Source organism: Winogradskya humida (genome assembly GCF_016862215.1).
Taxonomy (GTDB): Bacteria; Actinomycetota; Actinomycetes; order Mycobacteriales; family Micromonosporaceae; genus Actinoplanes; species Actinoplanes humidus.
This window is the reverse complement of the sequence record NZ_BOMN01000087.1, coordinates 170,499-192,358: the sequence shown is the minus strand read 5'-3', so window position 1 is coordinate 192,358 and position 21,860 is coordinate 170,499. Positions and strand designations below refer to the sequence as shown.

13 protein-coding genes are annotated in these 21,860 nt (G+C 70.7%); 6 read left to right on the top strand and 7 right to left on the bottom strand.

What is annotated here, in order from left to right:
* Positions 1 to 3: 3 nt before the first annotated feature.
* The 3 genes from Ahu01nite_RS30725 to Ahu01nite_RS30715 are packed head-to-tail and all read right to left on the bottom strand — an operon-like array spanning position 4 to position 3,934.
* Positions 4 to 1,617: a sensor histidine kinase gene (locus tag Ahu01nite_RS30725; RefSeq protein ID WP_239159268.1), complete on the bottom strand. Its 1,614-nt coding sequence runs from the start codon at positions 1,615 to 1,617 to the stop codon at positions 4 to 6.
* Positions 1,614 to 2,051 (bottom strand): ATP-binding protein, encoded by a 438-nt coding sequence (locus Ahu01nite_RS30720; RefSeq protein WP_203840155.1) that lies wholly within the window; start codon positions 2,049 to 2,051, stop codon positions 1,614 to 1,616. The genes Ahu01nite_RS30725 and Ahu01nite_RS30720 overlap by 4 nt, the downstream gene beginning before the upstream one ends.
* Before the next feature lie 44 nt (positions 2,052 to 2,095).
* The gene (locus Ahu01nite_RS30715) at positions 2,096 to 3,934 is read right to left on the bottom strand and encodes a sensor histidine kinase (RefSeq protein ID WP_203840154.1); all 1,839 of its coding nucleotides are present in this window, start codon (positions 3,932 to 3,934) and stop codon (positions 2,096 to 2,098) included.
* 262 nt (positions 3,935 to 4,196) lie between these two features.
* Here Ahu01nite_RS30715 and Ahu01nite_RS30710 point away from each other — a divergent pair, with 262 nt between their 5' ends.
* From Ahu01nite_RS30710 to Ahu01nite_RS30695, 4 genes are all read left to right on the top strand, one after another.
* Positions 4,197 to 5,216, top strand: coding sequence for a glycoside hydrolase family 11 protein (locus Ahu01nite_RS30710; protein ID WP_203840153.1), 1,020 nt, complete (start codon positions 4,197 to 4,199; stop codon positions 5,214 to 5,216).
* Between the two features lie 64 nt (positions 5,217 to 5,280).
* The gene (locus Ahu01nite_RS30705; protein WP_203840152.1) at positions 5,281 to 6,153 is read left to right on the top strand and encodes a hypothetical protein; all 873 of its coding nucleotides are present in this window, start codon (positions 5,281 to 5,283) and stop codon (positions 6,151 to 6,153) included.
* A 72-nt stretch (positions 6,154 to 6,225) separates the two neighbouring features.
* A complete protein-coding gene (locus Ahu01nite_RS30700) occupies positions 6,226 to 11,256 on the top strand; it encodes a fibronectin type III domain-containing protein (RefSeq protein ID WP_203840151.1) in 5,031 nt (1,676 codons plus the stop codon).
* 63 nt (positions 11,257 to 11,319) lie between these two features.
* Positions 11,320 to 14,121, top strand: coding sequence for an AfsR/SARP family transcriptional regulator (locus Ahu01nite_RS30695; RefSeq protein WP_203840150.1), 2,802 nt, complete (start codon positions 11,320 to 11,322; stop codon positions 14,119 to 14,121).
* A gap of 7 nt (positions 14,122 to 14,128) precedes the next feature.
* On the opposite strand, the gene Ahu01nite_RS30690 is transcribed toward Ahu01nite_RS30695, so the two are convergent.
* Both Ahu01nite_RS30690 and Ahu01nite_RS30685 read right to left on the bottom strand, forming a co-directional pair.
* A complete protein-coding gene (locus Ahu01nite_RS30690; RefSeq protein ID WP_203840149.1) occupies positions 14,129 to 16,270 on the bottom strand; it encodes a hypothetical protein in 2,142 nt (713 codons plus the stop codon).
* A 139-nt stretch (positions 16,271 to 16,409) separates the two neighbouring features.
* Entirely contained in the window at positions 16,410 to 18,074 is a 1,665-nt protein-coding gene (locus Ahu01nite_RS30685) for a ricin-type beta-trefoil lectin domain protein (protein ID WP_239159267.1), read from the bottom strand.
* 253 nt (positions 18,075 to 18,327) lie between these two features.
* On the opposite strand from Ahu01nite_RS30685, the gene Ahu01nite_RS30680 reads away from it, so the two are divergent.
* Complete coding sequence (locus Ahu01nite_RS30680; RefSeq protein WP_239159266.1) at positions 18,328 to 19,467, top strand: Fic family protein; 1,140 nt, start codon at positions 18,328 to 18,330, stop codon at positions 19,465 to 19,467.
* Positions 19,468 to 19,516: 49 nt separating this feature from the next.
* Positions 19,517 to 20,293, top strand: a complete 777-nt coding sequence (locus Ahu01nite_RS30675) for an SAM-dependent methyltransferase (RefSeq protein ID WP_203840148.1) — start codon at positions 19,517 to 19,519, stop codon at positions 20,291 to 20,293.
* Here Ahu01nite_RS30675 and Ahu01nite_RS30670 read toward each other — a convergent pair.
* Positions 20,177 to 21,337: a LacI family DNA-binding transcriptional regulator gene (locus Ahu01nite_RS30670; RefSeq protein WP_239159265.1), complete on the bottom strand. Its 1,161-nt coding sequence runs from the start codon at positions 21,335 to 21,337 to the stop codon at positions 20,177 to 20,179. The two genes, Ahu01nite_RS30675 and Ahu01nite_RS30670, sit on opposite strands and share 117 nt — an antisense overlap.
* A gap of 51 nt (positions 21,338 to 21,388) precedes the next feature.
* A complete protein-coding gene (locus tag Ahu01nite_RS30665; protein ID WP_203840146.1) occupies positions 21,389 to 21,601 on the bottom strand; it encodes a hypothetical protein in 213 nt (70 codons plus the stop codon).
* Positions 21,602 to 21,860 lie beyond the last annotated feature (259 nt).

Below are 21,860 nucleotides of genomic sequence, written 5' to 3'. Positions count from 1 at the left end.
AGGTCACCCGCGCGGGATCCGGACCACCACCGTGGTACCCCGGGGCCGGTTACGGCTCAGGTCGATGCTGCCGCCGTGGAGACGCACGATGGTTCGCACGACGCTGAGCCCGAGCCCGGAGCCGGGTACGCCGTGGTGGCGTACGTTGCTGCCCCGGAAGAACCGGTCGAACACCCGCTCGTGCTCCCCGTCGGGCAGGCCGATGCCGGCATCGCTGACCCGCAGTTCCACCACGTCCCCGGCGCAGGTCAGCACCACCCGGACGACGCCGCCGGGCTCGCTGTACTTGATGGCGTTGGCGAGCAGATGGTCGGTGACCTGGCGCAGCCGGCGCTGGTCGCCGGCGACCACGATCTCCCCGGCCGCCCCGACGTCCAGCGCGAGACCGCGCCGCACCGCCTCGGCACGGGCGGCCGCGGCGGAATCGGTGACCAGGGCGGTGAGGTCGACGTCGTGCACGGACAGCGGCAGGTGCCCCGATTCGAGGCCCGCGAGGTCGAGCAGGCTACCGACGATGCCGTGCAACTCGGTGACGTTGCGGGTCATGGACTCGATCATCGTTCGGCTGTCGGCGTCGTACAGGTCGCTGTCCTCGCCGAGCATGCCGATGTGGGCCGAGATGGAGGCCAGCGGGGTGCGCAGTTCGTGGCCGACCAGGGAGACGAAGTCGTCCTGCATCCGGGCCAGCTCCCGGGTGAGACTCTCGGCCCGGCGCAGGGCGACGAAGGCGCCGATCTGGGCGGCGATCCCTTCGAGCAGCACCGTCAGCAGGTCCTCGTCCTGCTCGGCCGCACCGGCGTAACAGGTCAGCACCCCGAGCACCTCGTTGCCGTCCTGCACGGGGACCGCCAGGACGGTGTTGATCCCGTGGCTCACGCAGACGGTCGCCCGGGCCCGCTCGAACGTCGTCCCGTGCTCCGCGATCTCCGCCAGCTGCGGGATCCACACCGGCGATCCTTCCTGCCACACCCGGCCGGTGACGCCGAGGCCCTTGACCGGCACGTGGTCGAAGAAGTCCACCGGCTCGTCGCGCCATTCGCTCCAGTGCCCCACCGCTCGCAGCTCACCGGTGGTGGCGTCGACCAGGAACAGCTCCGCGGCGGGCCAGCCCAGCGTCGTACCGACCGCTTCCAGCGCCGGCGGCGCGGCCGCCGGCAGCGTGTCGGCCGTCCGGAGCGCCCGCCCCACCCGGCGATGGCATTCGCGGAACTGCTCGGCTCTGCGCAGCGCGGTCACCTCGTGCGTCACCGCCACTGCACCCCGCTGGTGGCCGTCGGCGCCGGTGATGGGACGGGCCGTGGCCGCGAAGGTCCGCCTGCGCCGGCCGGGAACGGCGATGACGATCTCGGTGTCGTCGACGTACTCCCCCGACCGGGCCCGGTTCAGGGGCATCTCGGCCGGGACGAGTGGCCGCCCGTGCAGGTCGAGCACCACGTCGGCGAGGCCCCGCACGTAGTCGGCCGGCTGAGCGCCCTCGGGGATCTCGTGCACCTCCCGTAACGCCCGGTTCATCAGCACGATCCGGCCCTCGGCGTCGCACGCGATGACGCCGACGGCGAGGCTGTCCAGGAGCGCGTCCAGGAAGCCGTCGGCGCGATCGGCACCGGCAGGACTCAACGGTCGTCCTGATGTTCGTCGTCGTGGAACCGCGCCCAGACGTGCCTGCCGGAGCCGGTCGCGTACCAGCCGACCTCCGACGAGAACCGCTGCGCCATCCGCAACCACAACGGGGTGTTACCGGATTCCTCCACCGCGGCGGACCCGGGCAGCGCCCGGACGTCCCCGTCGACCACATCCAGGACGAAATCGGCGCCGCAGCGGCACAGCCGCACCGTGGTGGGCGGGAGACCGGTCACCAGCGCGTTGGTGGCCAGTTCCGTGGCGACCAGCACCATCCGGTCCGCGACCCCGCCGAGGGTGAACTGAGCCACCAGGTCCTGACCGGTCACCGTCGCGAACAGCGACCCGCGCATCACCCGTAACTGCGCGGCGTCCTGCAAGGTCCAGGCCTGAAGTTCCTCGATGCCCGGCGGAGGCCGGACCGATCCCATGACAGGCACCCTCAGAACGTAGCCCTCTTGCGATGCCCCGGCCCTCAAACGGCCAAGGCCGCCGGACTGAGGGCACCAGGGGCCGAGCCGACCGCCGGCAGGGTGACCCAGAAAACACTGCCACCGTGGTCGTTGCCGTCCACCCCGACGTGCCCGCCGTGGCGCTCGACGATGCGCTGCACGATCGCGAGGCCGAGACCCGTGCCCTCGTAACCCAGGCTGGTCCCCGCCCGGGTGAAGGCAGCGAAAATCTTGTCGCGCTCCCCGGCGGGGATGCCGATGCCCCGGTCGGAGACCTCCACCCGCCAGCTCTCCCCCCGCTCCTGGGCGGTGATCTCGAGGTGGGGGATCTGCCCGGGCCCGGTGTACTTCAGCGCGTTGCCGATCATGTTGTCGAGGACCTGCCTCAGCAGAGTCGGGTCGCCGTCGACGACGGGCAGCGGCCCGACGGCGATGTGCGGGACCTGTTCCGCGGGAGCGCCCGTACGCTCGGCGATGATGTCGGCCACGACGGCGCCGAGGTCGACCCGGGAGATCCGCAGCGACCCGTTGTCGGCGGTCGCATAGTCGAGCAGGTCGTCGAGCAGGAGTTGCATCCGCGTCGTGCCGCCCCGCACGCGTTCGAGAAACTCGCGGTGCTCGGAGTCCAGGCCCGGCGCGGCCTCCTCGCGCAGGAAATCGGTGTAGGCGCTGATCCGGGCGAGCGGGCCGCGCAGGTCGTGGGCGATCACCCCGGCGAAGCCGACGAGCTCCTCCTCCCGCCGGCGTAACTGCTCCTCGACCTGTTCACGGCGGGTGATGTCGTCGCGCAGGGCGGCTGTCGCCTCGTCGACGCGCAGCAGCGCCCGGTCGCGCGACGACGTCACGGCGGCGGTCAGCACGGCGAGCAGCACGGTGATGATGCCGCCGGCAAGCCAGGTGAGGGCTTCCAGGTGCAGCGGGGGTCCCGGGAGCAGATGGTTCGTCGCGGACACACTGAGCTGCCAGACCCGCTGCGGGGCGTCGATTGCCACGGTACGCGGACCGATGTCACCGACGACCGCGTCCGGGGGTTCCCACCTCGCCAGGACCGTCTGCTCCCCGGCCCGGGACGTGTCGTGCAGCGTGACGGCGACGGCGTTCCTGGCGACCACCCCGATGCTCTCCCGCAGGAAGTCCCCGCCGCGCACCCCGAGCACCATCCAGCCCCGGAACAGGTCACGGTCCGCAGCCGCCGACGAGGACGAGTAGACGGGGGTGGCGGCGATGATCGACAGCTGCCGCTGCTCCGGGGGCAGGTCCTCGTCGCGCAGAAAGACATAGGCCCGGCTCACCGTGGTCCTGCCGGTGCGTCTCGACAGGTTGAGCGCGTCGACGGCGGCGCCGGCCGGGGCGAGATCACGGCCGATCGACACGGTCGCACCGTCCAGCGACCGGAGCAGAACGACGAACAGGTGCGAGTCGGCACCGGGGACCGGGTTCAGGACGAGACCGGAAGCACCTCGCGCCCGCCAGTACGCCTGCAGTTGCGGGATCTGCGCGGTGGTCGCCGGGATGATCAGCGAGACACCGGTCGCCCCGGGGAACCGTTCCCGGTCGACCTCCGCCGTGATCGCCGCGAACTCCGACGCCTCGAGCCGGGCCTGCGCACCGGCCGCGGCGGCCAGGTCGTCGAGCGTGCTGGCGTACCTGCGGATCTCCGCCGACACCGTCTTCGCGACGACGTGCGTCTGTTCCTCGAGCGCCTGCACTGCCCTGTTCTCGTCGGCGCGGCGTAACGCAGCCACAGCTAGGCCCGTGCCCAGCAGCCCCAGTGTCACCACGACCAGCACCAGCACCAGCGACCGGCGGCGGAGGCTCGCGGCGGCACGTAACGCCGACCCCGCTGCCCGAAGACCGGTCACCCTGCCGACGCTACGCGGTGCGGCCTTGCGGCGTACCCGAGATCAGGTTTCCGGAAGTTTCGGGTTTCAGATGGGGTCAGTTCGATCAAATCAACTCCGCTAGGCACGACGATTACGCACTTTGAACAGTTATCAAGCCCGATCACAACTTCCGGAAGTTTCCGGAAATCATTGACAACTCGACCGGCCGGTTTTAATACTGCGTTACATCGACGCACATCAACCCGTGGGTCCGGGGTCCGGTCCCGCAAGGAGGACAGCGATGCATCGAATTGAAGCCCGTCCGAAGCTCAGCGGACGTGGCCGTCTGCGGCTGCTCATCAGCGCCGTCTGCGCCGCGGTGCTGGCGGCCGTCTCACTCGCCGTGGCAGGTGTCGCCCATGCGGAGGCCGACCGGACCATCACGTCGAACCTCACCGGCTACCACAACGGCTACTTCTTCTCGTACTGGAAGGACTCCGGCAACGTCTCCATGACACTGGGCTCCGGCGGCAGCTACCGCGTCCAGATGAGCGGCATCAACAACTCCGTCGTCGGGAAGGGCTGGAAGCCCGGCTCCAGCCACACCGTCAACTACTCGGGCAGTTTCAACCCGAACGGCAACGGCTACCTCGCGCTGTACGGCTGGACCACCAACCCGCTCATCGAGTACTACATCGTCGAGGACTTCGGCAGCTACAACCCCAGCACCGGCACCACGCGGCTGGGCTCGGTCACCACCGACGGCAGCACCTACGACATCTACCGCACCCAGCGGGTCAACCAGCCCTCGATCATCGGCAACGCGACGTTCTACCAGTACTGGAGCGTCCGCCAGCAGCATCGCACCAGCGGGACCATCACCACCGCCAACCACTTCAACGCCTGGTCCCGGCTCGGCCTGACCCTCGGCACCCACGACTACCAGATCCTGGCCACCGAGGGCTACCAGAGCAACGCCACCTCCACGATGAACGTCAGCGAGGGTTCCGGCGGCACCCCCACGACCAGCCCGACAGCCGGCAACCCCGGCGGCGGCTGCACCGCGACGCTGTCGGCCGGGGAGAGCTGGAGCGACCGGTACAACCTGAACGTCGCGGTCACCGGCTCCAGCGCCTGGACCGTCACGATGAACGTCCCGGCCCCCGAGAAGATCAGCTCGACCTGGAACACCACCGCCACCTGGGACTCCAGCGGCCAGGTCATGACCGCCAAACCCAACGGCAACGGCAACACGTTCGGCGTGACCATCATGAAGAACGGCAGCACCACCTGGCCGGCGGTCTCCTGCAGCGCCGGCTGACCGGCAGGGCCGGGCTGACGGGACGCGTAGTGTTGGCATTCTTCCGAGCTTGGGGAGTGCGGCAGTGCGACGTACCGCGGAGTTTGACGCCTTCGGACCCTGGATCGACGAGGTTCACACCACGGCCGAGCTGCCCCGGCTCTACCGCGACGCCGGCATCGACCCCGCGGCGTCGCGGCTGGTGCTCAAGGTCCCCCGCGCGATCGAACGGCGGGATGCCAACCCCGATATGCACCTGTACGACTTCCTGATCGCGGTCGGCACCTCGCAGCTCACCGTCCTGCGCCGCCGCGACGACTGGTACGAGCGGGCACGTCTCCCGTTCGCGCAGATCACCGCCATCGAGGACAGCGTCAGCCTGCTCGACGGCCGGCTGACGGTGCACACCGCCGACGGCGCGGCCACCCTCATCTCCTACAACGCCCTCGACCCGGCCCCGATCACCATGTTGACGCGGTTGCTGCGCAAGCTGTACCTGCCGTGGCGCGCGGGAATTCCCGCGCCCCCGGTGGCATCCCCGCCGCCCGACCTCGGCGGTGGCGACATGGGGCTGGTCACGGCGTACCGGCAGGTCCTGGCCACCGAACCCGGCATGCGCCTGATCAGCGCCGCCCGGCGTGCGGCCGTCGGCCGGGGAAACCGCGTGTCCCGCCTGCTGCGCCCGGTGACGCTGCACGCCTCGATCCTGCTGGCCGACGACCGGGAGATCCAACTGCTGCACCGCCGCGACCGCCTCGTCCAGGGCCGCGACAAGCCGCACTCCATCGCCCGCACCGTCGTTCCCCGCGCCGGCATCGCCGGGTTCCGGGTGCGGCCCCACGACACCCACCCGCAGGTCGACATCGTCACCATCTGCAGCGCCGACGCGGCCCTCGACTTCCCGACCCACGCCGGTGCGGAAACCGACGCCCTCCTCGCCCTGCTCAGCACCGCCTGAGCCGGAATGTGCCGGGAATGTACGCCATCTCTCTAGCGTCGCGCCGTGATCCGCAGATGGTGTTCCGCGTTCATGTCCATACTCATCGCCAGTGTTGCTTGCGTCTCGCTGGCCGTGCTCCCGTCCGCCGCTCCGGCGCGGGCGGACGTCCGCCCGGCAGCGGGGCAGTTCGTGCCGGTCACGCCGGTGCGGATCGTCAGCGGGGGCAAGGTCGCGCCCGCGGAGAGCTACTCCCTCGGCCCGCTGGGGCAGGGCGGGATCCCCGCCGGCGGCGTCTCGGCCGTGGCCTTCCAGTTCTCGGCGCTGAGCACGGATGACGGCTGGCTCGTCGTGCATGCGAGTGATGTGGCCCGGCCGGGCGCCTCGAACCTGAACTACCAGGCCGGGGTTACCGCCACCAACCAGGTCGTCACCGGGCTCGGCGCGGACGGCAAGGCGAAGATCTACAACGGCGGCGCCGCGGAGGCCGCGATCTCCGTCGACGTCATCGGCTACTTCACCTCCGGCACGGGGCAGAGCGCGGGGTCGACGTTCGTACCCGTGGCTCCGGCCCGGATCGCGAGTGCGCTGGAGATCAAGGCCAAAACGGCGCTGCCCGTCGCGCCGCTCGGCCTGGGCGGCATCCCTGCCACAAACGTCACCGGGATCGTCGCGCACCTCACGCTCAGCTCGACGGTCGCCGGGCAGGTCACGGTCTACGCGAGCGACGCGAAACAGCCGGCCACCGTGGACGTGACCTACGGCAGCGACCCGAACTACACCAACCTGGTCCACGCGCCGCTCGGCAGCGACGGCAGGTTCCTCGTCTACAGCACCCAGCTCGCCAAGCTGACCGTCGACGTCGTCGGCTACTACCAGAAGCCCGCCGGCACCGCGTCCGGATCGAGCTATGTCGCCCTCACCCCCACCCGTTTCATCGCCGGGGAGACGGTGGCTGCCAGCACCCAGGTGGACTACCCCGTCGCCGGGGTCGGTGGCGTACCCACCAGCGGTGTCGCGGCGGTGGTGTTCAACCTGACCGCGAACAAGGCCACGAAGGCGGGTGCGCTCAGCACGTGGGCTACCGGGACGGACAAACCGGTAGCGCGGCAGCTCACCTATCGCGTTGGCGGAAGCTGGCCCACGCTGCAGATCAGCAAGGTCGGCACCGGCGGAAAGATCTCCCTCTACAACGCGGGCGACGCCGTCCGGATCCTGGGTGACATCGTCGGCTACTACCGTGCGGCGACCGCGCCCGGCGTGCCGGGCGCGGTGCGCGCGACGGCAGCCGGCAGTGGCACGGCGACGGTCTCGTGGGATCCGCCGGCCACCGACGGGGGCGCCGCGATCACCCGGTACACCGTGACCGCCTCCCCCGGTGGTGCCACGGCCTCCACTGCGGACGACGGTACGAGCGTGCAGGTGCCGGGGTTGAGCAACGGGGTGGCGTACACGTTCTCGGTGACCGCCACCAACGCGGCCGGGACCTCGACGGCGTCCGCGCGCTCGGGCGCCGTAACACCGGAGGCACCCGTGGCGCCGGGACAGCCGTTCGTGACCGATGTGCTGGCCCGCGACGGCGCGGTGGCAGTGACCTGGAGCCCGCCGCCCGCAGGCGCCGCGACGGTCACCACCTACCGGCTCGTGGCCACACCGGGCGGGGTGTCCGCCGAGGCAGCGGGCGACCTCACCGAGGCGATCCTGCCGGGTCTCACCAACGGTACGGCCTACCGCATCACGGTCACCGCCACTAACGGCAACGGCGCCGGTACGTCCTCGGCGCCCTCCGCCACGGTCACGCCCGGACCGGCCCAGCCGCCGCTACGGCCCGCCGTCACCTCGGTCGTCGCCCTGAACCAGCGGGTCGACCTGCAGTGGGTCGCGCCTCCGGACGGCGGCGGGACGATCACGGGTTACGCGGTCACGACCAGCCCCGGCGCCAAGGTGGTCGAGGTACCGGCCGGCACGACGGTCGCATCGGTCACCGGCCTGGCCAACGGTACGCCCGTCATCCTCGCCGTCACCGCGAAGAACTCCGCCGGCGCGGGGCCCGCCACGGAGGTGACCGCGACCCCGGCCGCGACCCGCGCACCCGCCGCCCCCACCGAGCTACGCGTCTCGGCGACCGGCGCCGGCCAGCTCACCACCGCCTGGAGCGCGCCCACCGACGTCGGCACGAGCGCCGTGACGGGCTACACCGTGACCGCGTCACCGGGCGGAGCCACGGTCACGGTCGGCGCCGCCACCACGACCGCGGTCCTGAGCGGGTTGAACCAGGCGACGGCGTACACCGTGACGGTGAAGGCCACGAACGCGGCCGGAACCGGCGCGGCGAGCCCGGCCTCCGAGCCCGTCACGCCGAAGGTGGCGATGAAGACGCCACCCACCGTCCTGACCAGCGCGTCGATGGCCACGCTGCGCACCGCCCAGCAGGACGGCACGCTCACCTTCGAGCAGCCCACGGCGCAGGTCGCGGCGCTGAAGACCGGTGCCCTGCTCGTCCTGACACCCAATGCGGTCACGCCGCGAGGCTTCTACGGCCGCGTCACCGGTGCGGTGACCCGCTCCGGGCTGTTCGTGGTCGCCACGGCCGAGGCCGGCCTGGACGAGGTGTTCACCGCGGGTGGCCTGTCGGTGGACGGCAGGCTCACCACTCAGGACGTCGCGTCGTTCACGCCGCTGGTGCCCGGCGTCCGCCTCGCCGAGCCCACTATCAAGGGCCGCACCCTCGCCGAGGGCGCCCCGAAGGTGGCTATCGGGACGCCGGACATCGGCATCCGCGACGGCGCACTCGTGATGGAGTACGCCTTCGCTCCGCAGCAGGACTCGGCCGGGCACGGCGCCCGGACCGAGATGCAGACCAAGATCACTCCGACGTACGGCGGCCGGCTGGACTACGCGTTCCCGATCGGGGTCAAGGGCCAGTTCACGCTTGGAGCGAAGACCGAGAGCCAGGTCCAGGCCAAGGTCGGCGTCTCGATGGACCTGCTCGACTGGCACCGCCGGCTGGGAACGGTCCGGGGCTCCTGCGTCACCGTCCCGATCGGTATCGTCCCCGTGGTGATGTGCCCCGAGTTCGGGGTCGACGTCGCCGCCACCATCACCGCGGGCGGCGGGTACAGCTTCTCCTTCTCGTTCGACCGGTCCTTCTCCGTCGGCATGGCGATCGACGGCACCAAGGTGACCCCGACCGCGTCGAACTGGTCGGACGGCTCGCCGTCGGCGACCATCAACGCGTTCGGCGACGCCAACGCCGAACTGGACACGCCGGTCTCGATGACATTGTTCTTCTACGGTGCTGCGGGGCCGAGCGTGCTCTTCACGCCCTACGTACGGTTCTTCGCCGACACGACGCAGAACCCGTGGTGGGAGGCGCGGGTGGGGCTGCGCGTCAACGCGGAGCTCAAATCCCGGAAGATCCTCGGCGTCACGCTGGAGTTCTCGAGCCCGAACATCGTCAACCTGTTCCTCACTGTGGCGCAGGCCGCCGGTGCCTACACCGGTATCGCGATCACCCCGAGGGCGCCGTCGACGTCGGTGAACACGACCGTCGACTTCGGCGTCACCGTGGTCGGCTGGCCCGACGACATCCCGATCGAGTGGGCCGTGACCGACGGTCCCGGGCGCATCGACCAGAAGGGGTTGTTCACCTCGCCGCAGGAGGGCACCGCCGAGATCACCGCCACCAGCCCGGGCGACCCCGCCAACCTGCGGCCGCCGATGCAGGCCACCACCGCGGTCCGCATCGGCGCCCGGGCTCCGGACGCCCCACAGGACGTCAAGGCGGTCGCGGGATCCTTCACCGCGAAGGTCACCTGGAAGGCACCCGCGGACAACGGTTCCCCGATCACCGGTTACACACTGACCACGCTGCCGGCGACCGTATCGGTGATCGCCCCGGCAGGGGCGACCACCGCGCAGCTCAAATACCTGAATCCCGGTACCAGCTACCTGGTCTACGTATGGGCGACGAACGCGAAGGGCACCGGACCGGCCGGCTCCTCCACACAGTCGATCTCGCCGGCCGACGACAGCTTCCTGCCGATCGGAACGCAACCGGTCAACATCACGGCAGCCGACCCGGCCATGAGCACCCTGCACTGGGGTGATCCCGTGCTCTCGCGCACCGGGCGCTACGTCGTCTACTCGCTGAGCCCGGACAGCCCGCTCGCCCCGGCCGACCTGGCCGGCGCGAGTGCCGGCGGCTACCTCGTACGCCATGACCTCGTCACCGGCGATATCGTGCTGGTCAGCCGTGGCCCGGACGGCGTCACCCCGGTCACGGCGGGCGACCCGGCGATCGACGGCTCCGGCAACCTCGTCTCCTACCTCGTGGGCGCCGGCAGCACCCGCCGGATCCTGGTCCACGACCTCGCCCGCGGCACGGTCACCGATGCCAGGCCGGGCAACATGCCCGCGATTCCCCAGCATCAGGAACTCAGCGCGGACGGCACCACGCTGCTCGTCTGGGCTCAGGCGACCTCCACCCTGCGCGGCTCGGTGTGGCGCTCGGTGATCGGTTCCGGCACGGCGACCCAGGTGAGCCGCTGCTGGGTCGAATACACCTGCACCTCCGGCCCGTACGTCGCCGACGGCAAGCGTTTCGCCGTCTCCGGCACCGGTCGCTACATCGTCTACGCCGAGCAGGCCGAGAACGGCGGCCTGACGAACTACCTCTACGACGCCACCACCGGCGCGTGGAAGGAGATGACCCCGCAGACCACGGACGGCCTCGCGTACGAGGTGAGCGCGATCTCCGCCGACGCCTCGCGGACAGCCGGCTTCTACGGCAGCTACAACACCACCACGGGTACCTACACCATGGGTCCGTACGTGCGGACCGGCCGGGCGGGTACCCCGACGGCGGCCGACATCGTGCTCCTGGTCCCGGGCGGGCAACCCGTGACCTGGACGGTGCCGCAACTCAGCGACGACGGCTCCGTGGCGTTCGCCTACCACGAGTCTGCCCCGGCCGGCAGCAAGGACGGGTTCACCGTGGTCAGTGCCGAACAGACCGTCGACATCGGAGTCCCGGCGCAGTGGGGTGCGATGAGCGGTGACGGCCGGGTGGTGGCTGTGCTGCGCGAGGACCAGCCGGGAGTGTGGATGCGGCGTGTGAGCTGAACCTCGCCCCGCGGAAGTGATCATGGACGACGGCCGGGGTTAGCATGGGCTGTGCTGTACCGGGTGCTGGGACCGACCGAGCTCCCGGGACAGACCCTCGCTGCCAAACCCCGGCTCGTCGCCCTGCTGCTGCTGACCGCGGGACGACGACCGGTGTCGCTCGACTTCCTGGTCGACGAGGTCTGGCCGCAGCGTCCGCCCGCCTCCGCGGTGGCCAACCTCCGCACCTACCTCTCCCAGCTGCGCAAGCTGTTCCCCGGCAGGATCAGCTCCGACAGCGGTGGTTACCGGTTCGAGGTGGCCGAGGGTGAGCTGGACCTCGCCGAGTTCGGCGCGCTGCTCACCGCCGGGCGCAAGGCCGCCGTCGATCGGCCGGAGGCTGCGCGGGCCGGCCTGCGGGCGGCGCTGGAGCTGTGGCGCGGGCAGCCGTTCGCGGGTGAGCCGGTCGGACCGGTGCTGCGGGCGCGGGCGGCCGCCGCGCAGGATGACTATCTCGCCGCAGTCGAGTTGTACAGCGAGTTGCTGCTGCGCGGCGGTGAGCCGGCAGCGGCCCAGGCACTGCTGCGCGCCACGGTGAGCGAGCATCCCCTGCGCGAACATCTGCGCAGCCTGCTCGTCCTCGCGCACTACCAGGGCGGGGATCCGGCCGGGGCGCTGCTGGCGTTCCAGGACGCCCGGTCGGTGCTGGCGGCGAGCCTCGGCATCGACCCCGGCCCCGAGCTGACGGCGATCCACCAGGCGGTGCTGCGCCGGGACCCCCGCCTGCTGCCCGCCGCCGACGACAGCGCCGACCGGCTCGCGACGCCGTTCCAGCTGCCGCCCGCGGTGGCCGACTTCGTGGGACGCGAGGACGAGATCACCCGGCTGACGGAGCTGCTGCGCAAGTCGGACCCCGTACCCGGTGCGGGGGTCACGGCCCTGATCGGCGGCATGGCGGGCATCGGCAAGAGCACCCTGGCGGTCCGCGTCGCGCACGAGGTGGCGGACCTGTTCCCGGACGGGTGCCTCTACGCCGATCTGCAGCAGACCGATGGCAGCGCGGTCCCGTTGGCGCGGGTTCTCGGACGGTTCCTGCGGGCGCTGGGCGTACCCGGCGAGACGCTGCCCGACGACCCGCAGGAGCGCGCCGATCAACTCCGGTCACTGCTGGCCGGTCGCCGGGTCCTGATCGTCGCCGACAACGCGACCGAGGCTGCCCAGGTGCGCCGGCTCATGCCGGGGCCGGGCGGGGCGCTGCTGGTGACGAGCCGTTCGCTGCTGACCGTGCCGGGTGCGCACATCCTCGAGCTGCGCCCACTGAGCACCGGGGCCGGGGTCGCGCTGCTGGCCCGGATCGCGGGGCGGGCCGCTGTCACCGCCGAGCCCGATGCCGCCGCCGCGCTCGCCGACCTGTGCGGCGGCCTGCCGCTGGGGATCCGCGCGGCCGGCATGCGGTCGGCGTCGCTGCCGGGCCCGGCGCTCGGGCGCATCGTCGCGCGGCTCTCCGACGAGCATCAGCGGCTCGACCGGCTGACCGTCGGCGACATCGACATCCGGGCCAGCCTCGCGCTCAGCTACCGCAGACTCTCGCCGCGTGCCCTCGACCTGCTGCGGCTGGTCAGTATCCTGCCGATGCGTACGTTCGCGGCCTGGCTGCCTGCGGCGCTGCTCGACGTTCGCGAGCCGGAGGCGTATTCGCTGGCCGAGGAGCTGTGCGACGCGCAGGTGCTCACCCGGGCCGGTGGCGAGCGGTACGGGCTGCACGATCTGGTCCGCCTCTCGGCGAGTGAGCAGCCGGGGCCACCGGCCGGGGAGCTGATCGCCGCCGCGGGACGGGCGTACCTGGCCGCCGCGCTGACGGCGAACCGGCGGCTACCGGGCCGGCCGATGGCACTGCCCGCGCCGTCGGCGCCCGTGCCGGAGGCCGGCGCCGCACCGGTGGAGTGGTTCGAGGCCGAGCTGGACGGCCTGCGCGCGCTCGTGCCGTCGCTGGCCGGGACCGGGCAGGTCGAGCTCGCCGCGCGGCTCGCGACCGCCACCGTCAACTTCTGTGTCCTACGCGGACGGATCGACGACTGGGCCGCGACGCACGACGTGATCCCCGCCGGGACGCCGTTGCCGCCTGCCACCGCCGCGTTGCTGGCGCTGAGTGTGGGAAGCCTCTTCCGGTTCCGCGACGACAACCAGGGGGCGTTGCCGCATCTACGCCGGTCGTACGAGCTGTATCGCGGGCTGGATGATGCCGCGGGGATGGCGGGGGCCGCGCTCGGCTGGGCCGTGGCCGAGCAGCAGCTGGGCCACGTCGGGGAGGCCGTCGCCGCCTTCGAGCGGGCCGTGGCGTTGCTTCCCGTGCTGGACGGGACTCCCGCGGCCGGCTACATCCAGCTCACCTTCCGGCAGCCGTTCAGTTCCTCCCCCGAGGAGGAGAACGCCGCACTCGGCCGGGCTCTGACGATCTTCGAGGCCGCCGGCGACGTCTGGGGCGCCGCCGAGGCACACACGTTCCTCGCCGCGGGCCATCGGCGCCGCAACCAGCCCGCGGTCGCCGCCCGGCATGCGCGGGAGGCCGTGCTCGCGTACACCGATCTGCGCGACCAGATGCAGCTGACCGTCGCCGAGATCGTCCTCACCGACGCCTACCTGGAGCTGGGCTCGATCGACCAGGCCCGGGTCCTCGCCGGGCAGTGTTTCGCCCGCGCCACCCGGATCGGGCACCGCTGGGGCATCGCGTCCGCCCGCCGGGCCGCCGGACGGATCGAGTTGCTCGAAGGCCGGCCCGCGGCGGCGGCCGAGTTGCTGACCGCCGCCGAGGCCGGCTTCCGCGAGATGGGGCTCGTCCGGCCCGCCGAGCAGACACATTCACTGCTCTTGCAGGCTTTGCGCTGAGCCGGCGTCACATCTTGTTGGCCGCGACCTCCGCCTTGTAGGCCGCGGGTGCGAGCGGCCCGATCGGGGTGTCGCTCAGCGAGGAGCGGATGTACGCGCCGGGCTCGTCGAAGTAGGACTCGTAGGCGAGGTCACCGGCATTGTCGGCGAACCAGCCCATGTAGTCGTGGATGTACTGCGGGTTGTCGCCACCGGCGTGGCCGTACCACTGGCAGTTGAGGTCGGGGTCGGCGTTGTAGATGTTGCAGGCGACGCCCCACTCCGCGACCGCGAACTTCGTGCCGTTGGCCGTGGCGAGGGCGAGCGACTCGTTGAGCCGGCGATAGCCGTTGAAGTGCTCGTCGGTGCCGGCGGTTCCGGTGTCCGGGTTCCAGGAGTCGTACGAGTCGATCGCGTACACGTCGACGTAGTCCCGCACTGCCTCGAAGACCTGCACGCTGCACTCGTTGTCGCAGGTCTGGTCGGCGCCCTTGTTGGGGTTGTAGACGATCCGCAGCCCCGGGGCGGCGGCCTTCATCCACTGCACGGCCTGGATGAAGGAGGCCTGCCAGGCAGCCTGGTTGGCGTCGGTGAGCTTCCAGTACCAGTTCGGCAGGTTCATCTCCCAGCCGAGCCGCACATACGCGTCCGGGTCGGCATCAGCGATCGTCCTGGCCAGGTCCTGCCACTGGGTCTGCGTACCGGTGAAGGAGACGTTGTTGACGCCGCCGCCGGGCCACAGCGGGATAGTCATGATCAGGTCGTCACGGGCGGGGGTGAACCCGGACGGCAGACCGTCCTCGATCCACTGGGCGTCGTCGACGGTGTCCCAGTTGTCACGCCGCGGGAAGAGGGTGACGTTGTCGACCTTCGCGCCGCGGAAGTCGGCGAAGTCGTCGGCCCGCTCGGTGGTCTGACTCTGCGGGTTGACGCCGGAGCTCCACGGCAGGCCGCTCGCCCGTAGCCCGGTCGGGGTGTAGTAACCGAGCACGTCGATGAGCAGCACGACGCTGCCCGCGGCGGTGTTGTGGATCGCGACCTTGCCGTCCTGGCTCAGGTGCGACACCTGCTGGGTCGGCCAGCGTCGGGTACTGGCCTGATAGGACAGCTGCCGCGCGACCGGCTGCGCCTCGTCGGCCGCGTAGACGCTGAGCCCACCCGCCAGGGTGCCGCTCTCCGAGTAGGCGGTCAGGTTGAACGCGACGGCGGACGACCCGGTCGCGGGCACCCCACCGAGCCCGGCAAGCGCGAACGTGCTGGTGGTGTCCGCCGTGATGACCGGCCGGCCGAGGACCCGGGCGGGCGTGACCGCGGTGAACACGGACCCGGTGGCCGAGCCGGTGGCATCCTGGAAGTAGCCGACGATCTCCACCCACAGCGTCACCGCCGTGGTCGTGTAGATCCGGAACGTCCCGTTGGTGCCGAGCTTGACCGTGGTCTGGGCCGTGAAGCGCCCGCCGGTGGCGTAGTGGTTGTCCGAGGCGGTCGGGTGGGTCGCACCCAGCGGGAAGGCGAGCAGCGCCCCCGCCGTGCTGGCCGTCGTCGTCACGTGCGCCACGACGGCGGTGACCCCACTGTGCGGCACTCCGCCCTGACCGAGCGGCGTCACATCGTAGTAGGCGGCGGCCGCGTTGGGCTTTTCGCTGACGATCCGGACCGGCTTGAGCGGCACATAGGTCGAGCCGACCGTGGTGGAACCGGCAGCCGTGTAGTAGCCGACGACGTCGACGTTCACGTCGGCCTCCGCCGCCGTGGTGGAACCGTTGTAGAGCGAGATCTGGCCGCCGGTGCCGAGCTTGGTCACGACAGCGTTGTCAGCCCACACGTCCTTGACGAAATTCAGGTTGGACGTGCCGGGCGGACTGCTACCGGCAACCGCGGGAAACGCGGTCACCGTGCCGTTGCCAGTGGCGCTCAGCGCGTGCAACTGGTAGGCGATGGCCGAAACACCGCTGGCCGGGACCCCGCCCTTACCGAGAGGCGAGAACGTGTACGTCGCCGCCCCGGCCACGGGCTGGAGGTTGACGATGCGCGCCGGGGTGAGCGGCACGTACTGCCCGGCCACGGGCGTCGCGGCGGCCGCCTCGGCGGGCGATCCCCCACCCGCGACGGCAAACGACAGCACCAGGGTCAGGGCAGCGAGAAGGGGTACAGCACGTGGTCTACGCACGAAGGCTCCCGTTAGGACCGAATTTGACCTCAGGAGGCTAGAGACCAGCGATACAGCCGCCATACATTCCCCGCCGCAGGACCCCGATGCGCGGGCACCATCCGCTTCCGGCCCCTGGTGCCCGCGCGCGGCGAACGGGTCAGGCCAGGGAGAACTTCTGCGCGGCGGCGCCGTTGCAGTCCCAGATCTGCAGCCGGGTGCCGTTCGCGGTGGCACCGTTCGGGGAGTCGACGCAGCGGCCGCTGGCCGGGTTGGACAGGGAGCCGTCGGCGTTGACCACCCAGTTCTGGTAGCCGCCGCTGTTGCACGTCGCGAGCTGGAGCTTGGTGCCCGCGGTGCTGGTGCCGCCGGCGATGTCGAGGCACTTGCCGAGCGTACGCAGAGTCTGGCCGTTGAAGGTCCATTTCTGATCTGCCGCCGTGGCCTGCTGGCAGTCCCAGAGCTGGACCGCGGTGCCGTCGCCGCCCGTGTCGTCGCCGGCGACATCCACACACTTGCCGCCGGGGCCGTAGATCGGGGTGCCGATGGCGAACTTCTGCGCGGCGGCACCGTTGCAGTCCCAGATCTGCAGCCGGGTGCCGTTCGCGGTGGCACCGTTCGGGGAGTCGGCGCAGCGGCCGCTGGCGGGGTTCTTCAGGGAGCCGTCGGGCTGGGTGACCCAACTCTGGTAGCCGCCGCTGTTGCACGTCGCGAGCTGGAGTTTGGTGCCCGCCGCGCTGGCACCGCCGGCGATGTCCAGGCACTTGCCGAGGGTCTGCAGGCTCTGGCCGTTCCAGGTCCAGTGCTGGTCCTTCGCGCCGGACTGGCAGTCCCAGAGCTGGACCGCGGTGCCGTCACTGCCGGTGTCGTCGCCGGCCACGTCCACGCACTTGCCGCCCGGGCCGGTCAGGGTCTGCCCGGTCACCGAGCCGCCGCCTCCACCTCCTTTGTTGTAGACGGCCACCGAGTCGATGATGAGTTTGCCGCCGGAGACCGTGGCGGCGGTCGGGCCGCCGCCGAACGCGTCGGGGAAGCCGCCGCCGATCGCCAGGTCGTAGATGATGAAGAACGGGTGATCGATCGCGTCGGCCCACGTGGTGGCGTCGACGGCGGTCGCCTTGACGGTGTAGAAGTTCGCGCCGTCGAGGTAGAACCGGATCTCCTCCGGCGACGTGGAGCGGTCGATCTCCACGGCATAGTCATGGAACCCGGTCTGGCAGCCGGAACAGGCCCGCTCCCCGGAGCCGATCCCGGTCGACTCGTTGCAGGGCCCGCCGGGGTTCACGCCGCAGTGGATGGTGCTGAAGACCGAGCTGCGGCCGTTGATGTCCTCCATGATGTCCACCTCGCCCGACTTCGGCCAGGTGACCCCGGACCGCAGCGGCGCGCCGAGCATCCAGAACGCGGGCCAGTACCCCGCACCGTTCGCGGTGGTGACGTTGGGCTGCTGCAGGACGGACTCCATGCGTACGACTCCGCCTGCTGCGGCACCGAACGTCGCCGCCTGGGTCTCCACCCGCCCGGAGGTCCATCCGCTCCTCGGGTCGGAGCCGGAGTGCAACGCCTGCAGCACCAGGTGTCCCCCGCCGTCGTAGTAGACGTTCGAGGTACTGCTGGTCATCGTCTCGATCTCGCCGGTCCCGAAGCTGCTGCCCGGCCCGGTGTCGTACTTCCACAGGCTCTGATCGATGCCGGTGCCGGCCGCACCGTTGAAGTCGTCGCTCCACGTCAGCGTGAAACCGGCCGGCGGGGCGGGAACGGCCGCGTGCGCCACCTGCGGCACGGCGGTGGCTATGGCTGTCGGCAGGAGTACGGCTGCGAGCACAGAGAGCGCTCTCCTGCGGGGTGAAACCGATGTCGAGGGCATGCGTCCAGACCTCCGGGGATGACAGAGCGCTACGGGGGTCCGTCAAGCCGCGTGAGCGACGATGCCCGTCAGGACATCGGGGGAACGCCATCCGGCCGGCGGATCCCCAGTATCACCACCGATCCATGCATTTGGATAGATCCAAAATTCGGGAACGACCTGGCGACGCATCGCCCTTGACCCCGTGACTGCGTGGTTCCAAAGTCTGCTTGTGCTGTTCCCCACCCCACCACTGACCGCGGCTGACCGAGCGGTCCTGACCCACGTCGAACAGATGCGCGAGCAGGTTCGCCACCAGCTGCGAGGGCGACCCGGCAACTGGACATCCGGGCTCAGCAGATTCCTGACCGCGGACGCTGTCGCCGCATCGAACTCCATCGAAGGATTCCGCGTCTCCACGCAGGACGCCCAGGATCTGATGGATGGCGAGCGGGACGTCGATGTGTCCGACGAGAACCGCGAAGAGACCCTGGCGTACCAGCGCATGATGACCTACGTGCAGTCCCTGCACGATGCCCCCGACTTCCAATACAGCAAGGGCCTGTTGAACGCTCTGCACTGGATGCTGCAAGGTCATCACCACACTCAGCGCAAACCAGCCGGGCAATGGCGCCGCGGACCGGTCTACGTCACCGACCCTCGCAATCCCCGGGTCGCGGCCTACACCGCGCCCGATGCCGGTGACGTCCCCGAGTTGATGGGCGAACTGGTCGCCTGGCTCAACGCCGACGACGAAGCCCACCCGCTGATCCGGGCGGCCATGGCCCACCTGCACCTGGTGTCCATCCACCCGTGGGCCGACGGCAACGGCCGCATGTCCCGGTCACTGCAGACACTCCTGATCGCCCGCGAGGGTGTCCTCGCCCCGGAATTCTCCTCGATCGAGGCATGGCTCGGCATGCCGGGCAACACGTGGGAGTACTACCGCGAGTTGCAGCGCCGCGGCGCTACGTACCAGCCCGACCGGGAGGTTTCCGGCTGGATCAGGTTCAACCTGACCGCCTACCACCAGCAGGCACAGACGGTTCTGCATCGCATGAACCAGTCCGCGGCGGTGTGGGATCAGCTCGCGACGTTCGCCGGCGCCGCCGGGTGGGACGAGCGTGTCGTCTCAGCGTTGCACGACGTCGCGATCGACGGCCGGGTCCGCCGTGCACGATACGAACAGGCCGAGGGGCTCACCCTGCAGCAGGCCCAGCGCGATCTGCGGGATCTGGCGAGCGCCGGACTCCTTGCACCGGTCGGCCGCACCCGCGCCCGCTACTACACCGAGGGCCCACGCTTCCCCGAGGCAACACTGGAGCTGGCCCGCACCCCGTTCTCCCTCACCTCGCCGTACCCGAACGACTGACCGGATTCCACGGTGGACCGGGCTGTGGATGCGCTTCTACGCTGCCGGGATGGACAAGCCGAGCATGGCCCGCATGTACGACTACTATCTCGGCGGCAATCATCACACCCCGGCGGACGTCGCCGCGGCGGAGCGGGTGCTCGTCGCCGTGCCCACGTTGAAGGAGATCGCCCGGGCGAACCGCGCGTTCCTGCGCCGCGCCGTCACCGAGCTGACCGCGGCCGGCGTCCGGCAGTTCCTCGACATCGGCTCCGGCATTCCCACTGCCGGGAACGTCCACGAGATCGCCCAGCAGCACGCCCCGGACAGCCACGTCGTCTACGTCGACATCGACCCTGAAGCGGTCGCGCACAGCAACGAGCTGCTCAACGGCAACCATGGCGCGGCGGCGGTGCAGGCCGATCTGGGTGACCCGGCGAGCATCCTCGAGCACCCCGAGGTCGAGCGGCTGCTGGACTTCGACCGGCCGATTGCGCTGCTGATGCTGTCGGTGCTGCAGTTCCTGCCGGACACGACCGCACTTCCGGCCGTACGCAAGCTGCGTGAAGCCCTGCCACCCGGCAGCTTCCTCGCCCTCACCCACCCCGCCACCGACGCCCTCACCCAGGGCCCCCGCGACACGGTCGACACCGTCTACCGCACCACGAACGCCCCCACCACGACGCCCCGCAGCCGTGCCGAGATCGCCGCGCTGTTCTCGGGTTTCGAGCTACTGGAGCCCGGCCTGGTCTGGGTCCCCCTCTGGCGTCCCGGCCACGACCCCGGCCCGGTCGACCCCACCACCATGCCGATGCTCGCCGGCGTCGCCGTCCGGCAGTATCGGTGAGGTGCCCGGGGGTCGGGCGGCGGGGCCGGTGCTGTCGCGGATGATCAGCTCGGTGGGGAGGAGGAGCTGTTCGGGTTTGGCCTCGCCCCGCATCGCGGCGATCAGGGCGGCCGCGGCGGCACGGCCCTTGTGCACGACGTCCTGACGTACGGTCGTCAGCGCCGGACGGAAACGCAGCGCAGCTGGACTGTCGTCGAAGCCGACCACGGAGACGTCACCGGGGACGCTCAGGCCCAGCTCCCGCGCGGCGTCGATCACGGCGATCGCGATGACGTCGGAGAAGCACAGCACAGCGGTCGGCCGGTCGGGGCGGTCGAGCAGCAACCGCGTCGCCTGCCGGACGTCGTCGAAGGCCACCTCGGGCACCCGGGCCGCGGTGATCAGCGCACCCGCCGGACCGAGGGCGTCCAGCCAGCCGGCCAGGCGCTGCTTCGAGGCGTACCCGTCGAGGTCGGAGGCGACCGGGTCGATCAGGCCGTGCGGGCCGTGCAGACCGCTCATCAGCAGCGCGACCCGGTGGTGCCCCAGGCTCACCAGGTGCTCAGCGGCGGCCCGGGCGCCATCGCGGTCGGCGACGTTCACGCTGGTCAGGCCGTCCTGGGGGACCTGGTCGATGTGGACCAGCGGCAGACCGCGGCGGGTCAGCAGATCCACCGCCGGGGATGCCGGGTCGCACGAGTAGACCAGCGCGCCGTCCATGGCGACGTCGCGGGCCGGGACCACGTCACTGGTGGAGCTCGCGGTCAGCAACGTCAACGCCAGCCCGGTCGGCGTCAGCTCCTCCGCGATCGCCCCGAGGAATGCCGTGGCGACGGAATCGGAGAACGCGTAGCTCAGCGAGTCGGTCAGCAGGATCCCGACCGCGCCCGTCGTCCCCCGGGCCAGCGCGCGGGCGGCGGGATCCGGGCCGACATAACCGAGCTCGTCAGCAGCGGCCAGAATCCGGTCACGCAACACGCGGGAGAGCTGATCCGGCCGGGAGAACGCGTTCGACACGGTCATCCGGCTCACGCCCACCCGGTCGGCGATCGTCTGCAGCGTCACCCTGGCCAACCGCCGTCACATCCTCTGGTCAGCCCCGACGATATCTCGCCGCTACGACCGCGCGGCGCACGAGGCGAGCACCGGCCGCGGCTCGTCCACCGCCACGAACCGCGCGGTCGCGAACAAGACCCGGGACACAAGCTGACGGGTACGCGGCAAGCGCGGCACCTCGGCCTGCGCACGAACCGGCCCGTCCAGCCGCGCGTCCTCGAACTCACGGGCCACGGCCCGGACAGCCACGATGTACGCCGTCGGCATCAGCATGATCGCACTCCTTCGTCGGCTCAGCTTCTATACCGGTACAGTAGCGACCGCTTCTGTACCGGTCAAGACTGACTCGAAGATCACCTTTGCCAACTGTTGATCAATTGACGCTAATGGATCTTGAATTGATATGCCTACATGTCGGGACGGAATTCGTCGACGTTAAGCATTCGTTACAGGGCACCGCGTCGGCGACATCAATCCCGACGCTAGGTTGAGACAGCAACAAAAATCAGGTCCCAGGGCACCACTCAGACAC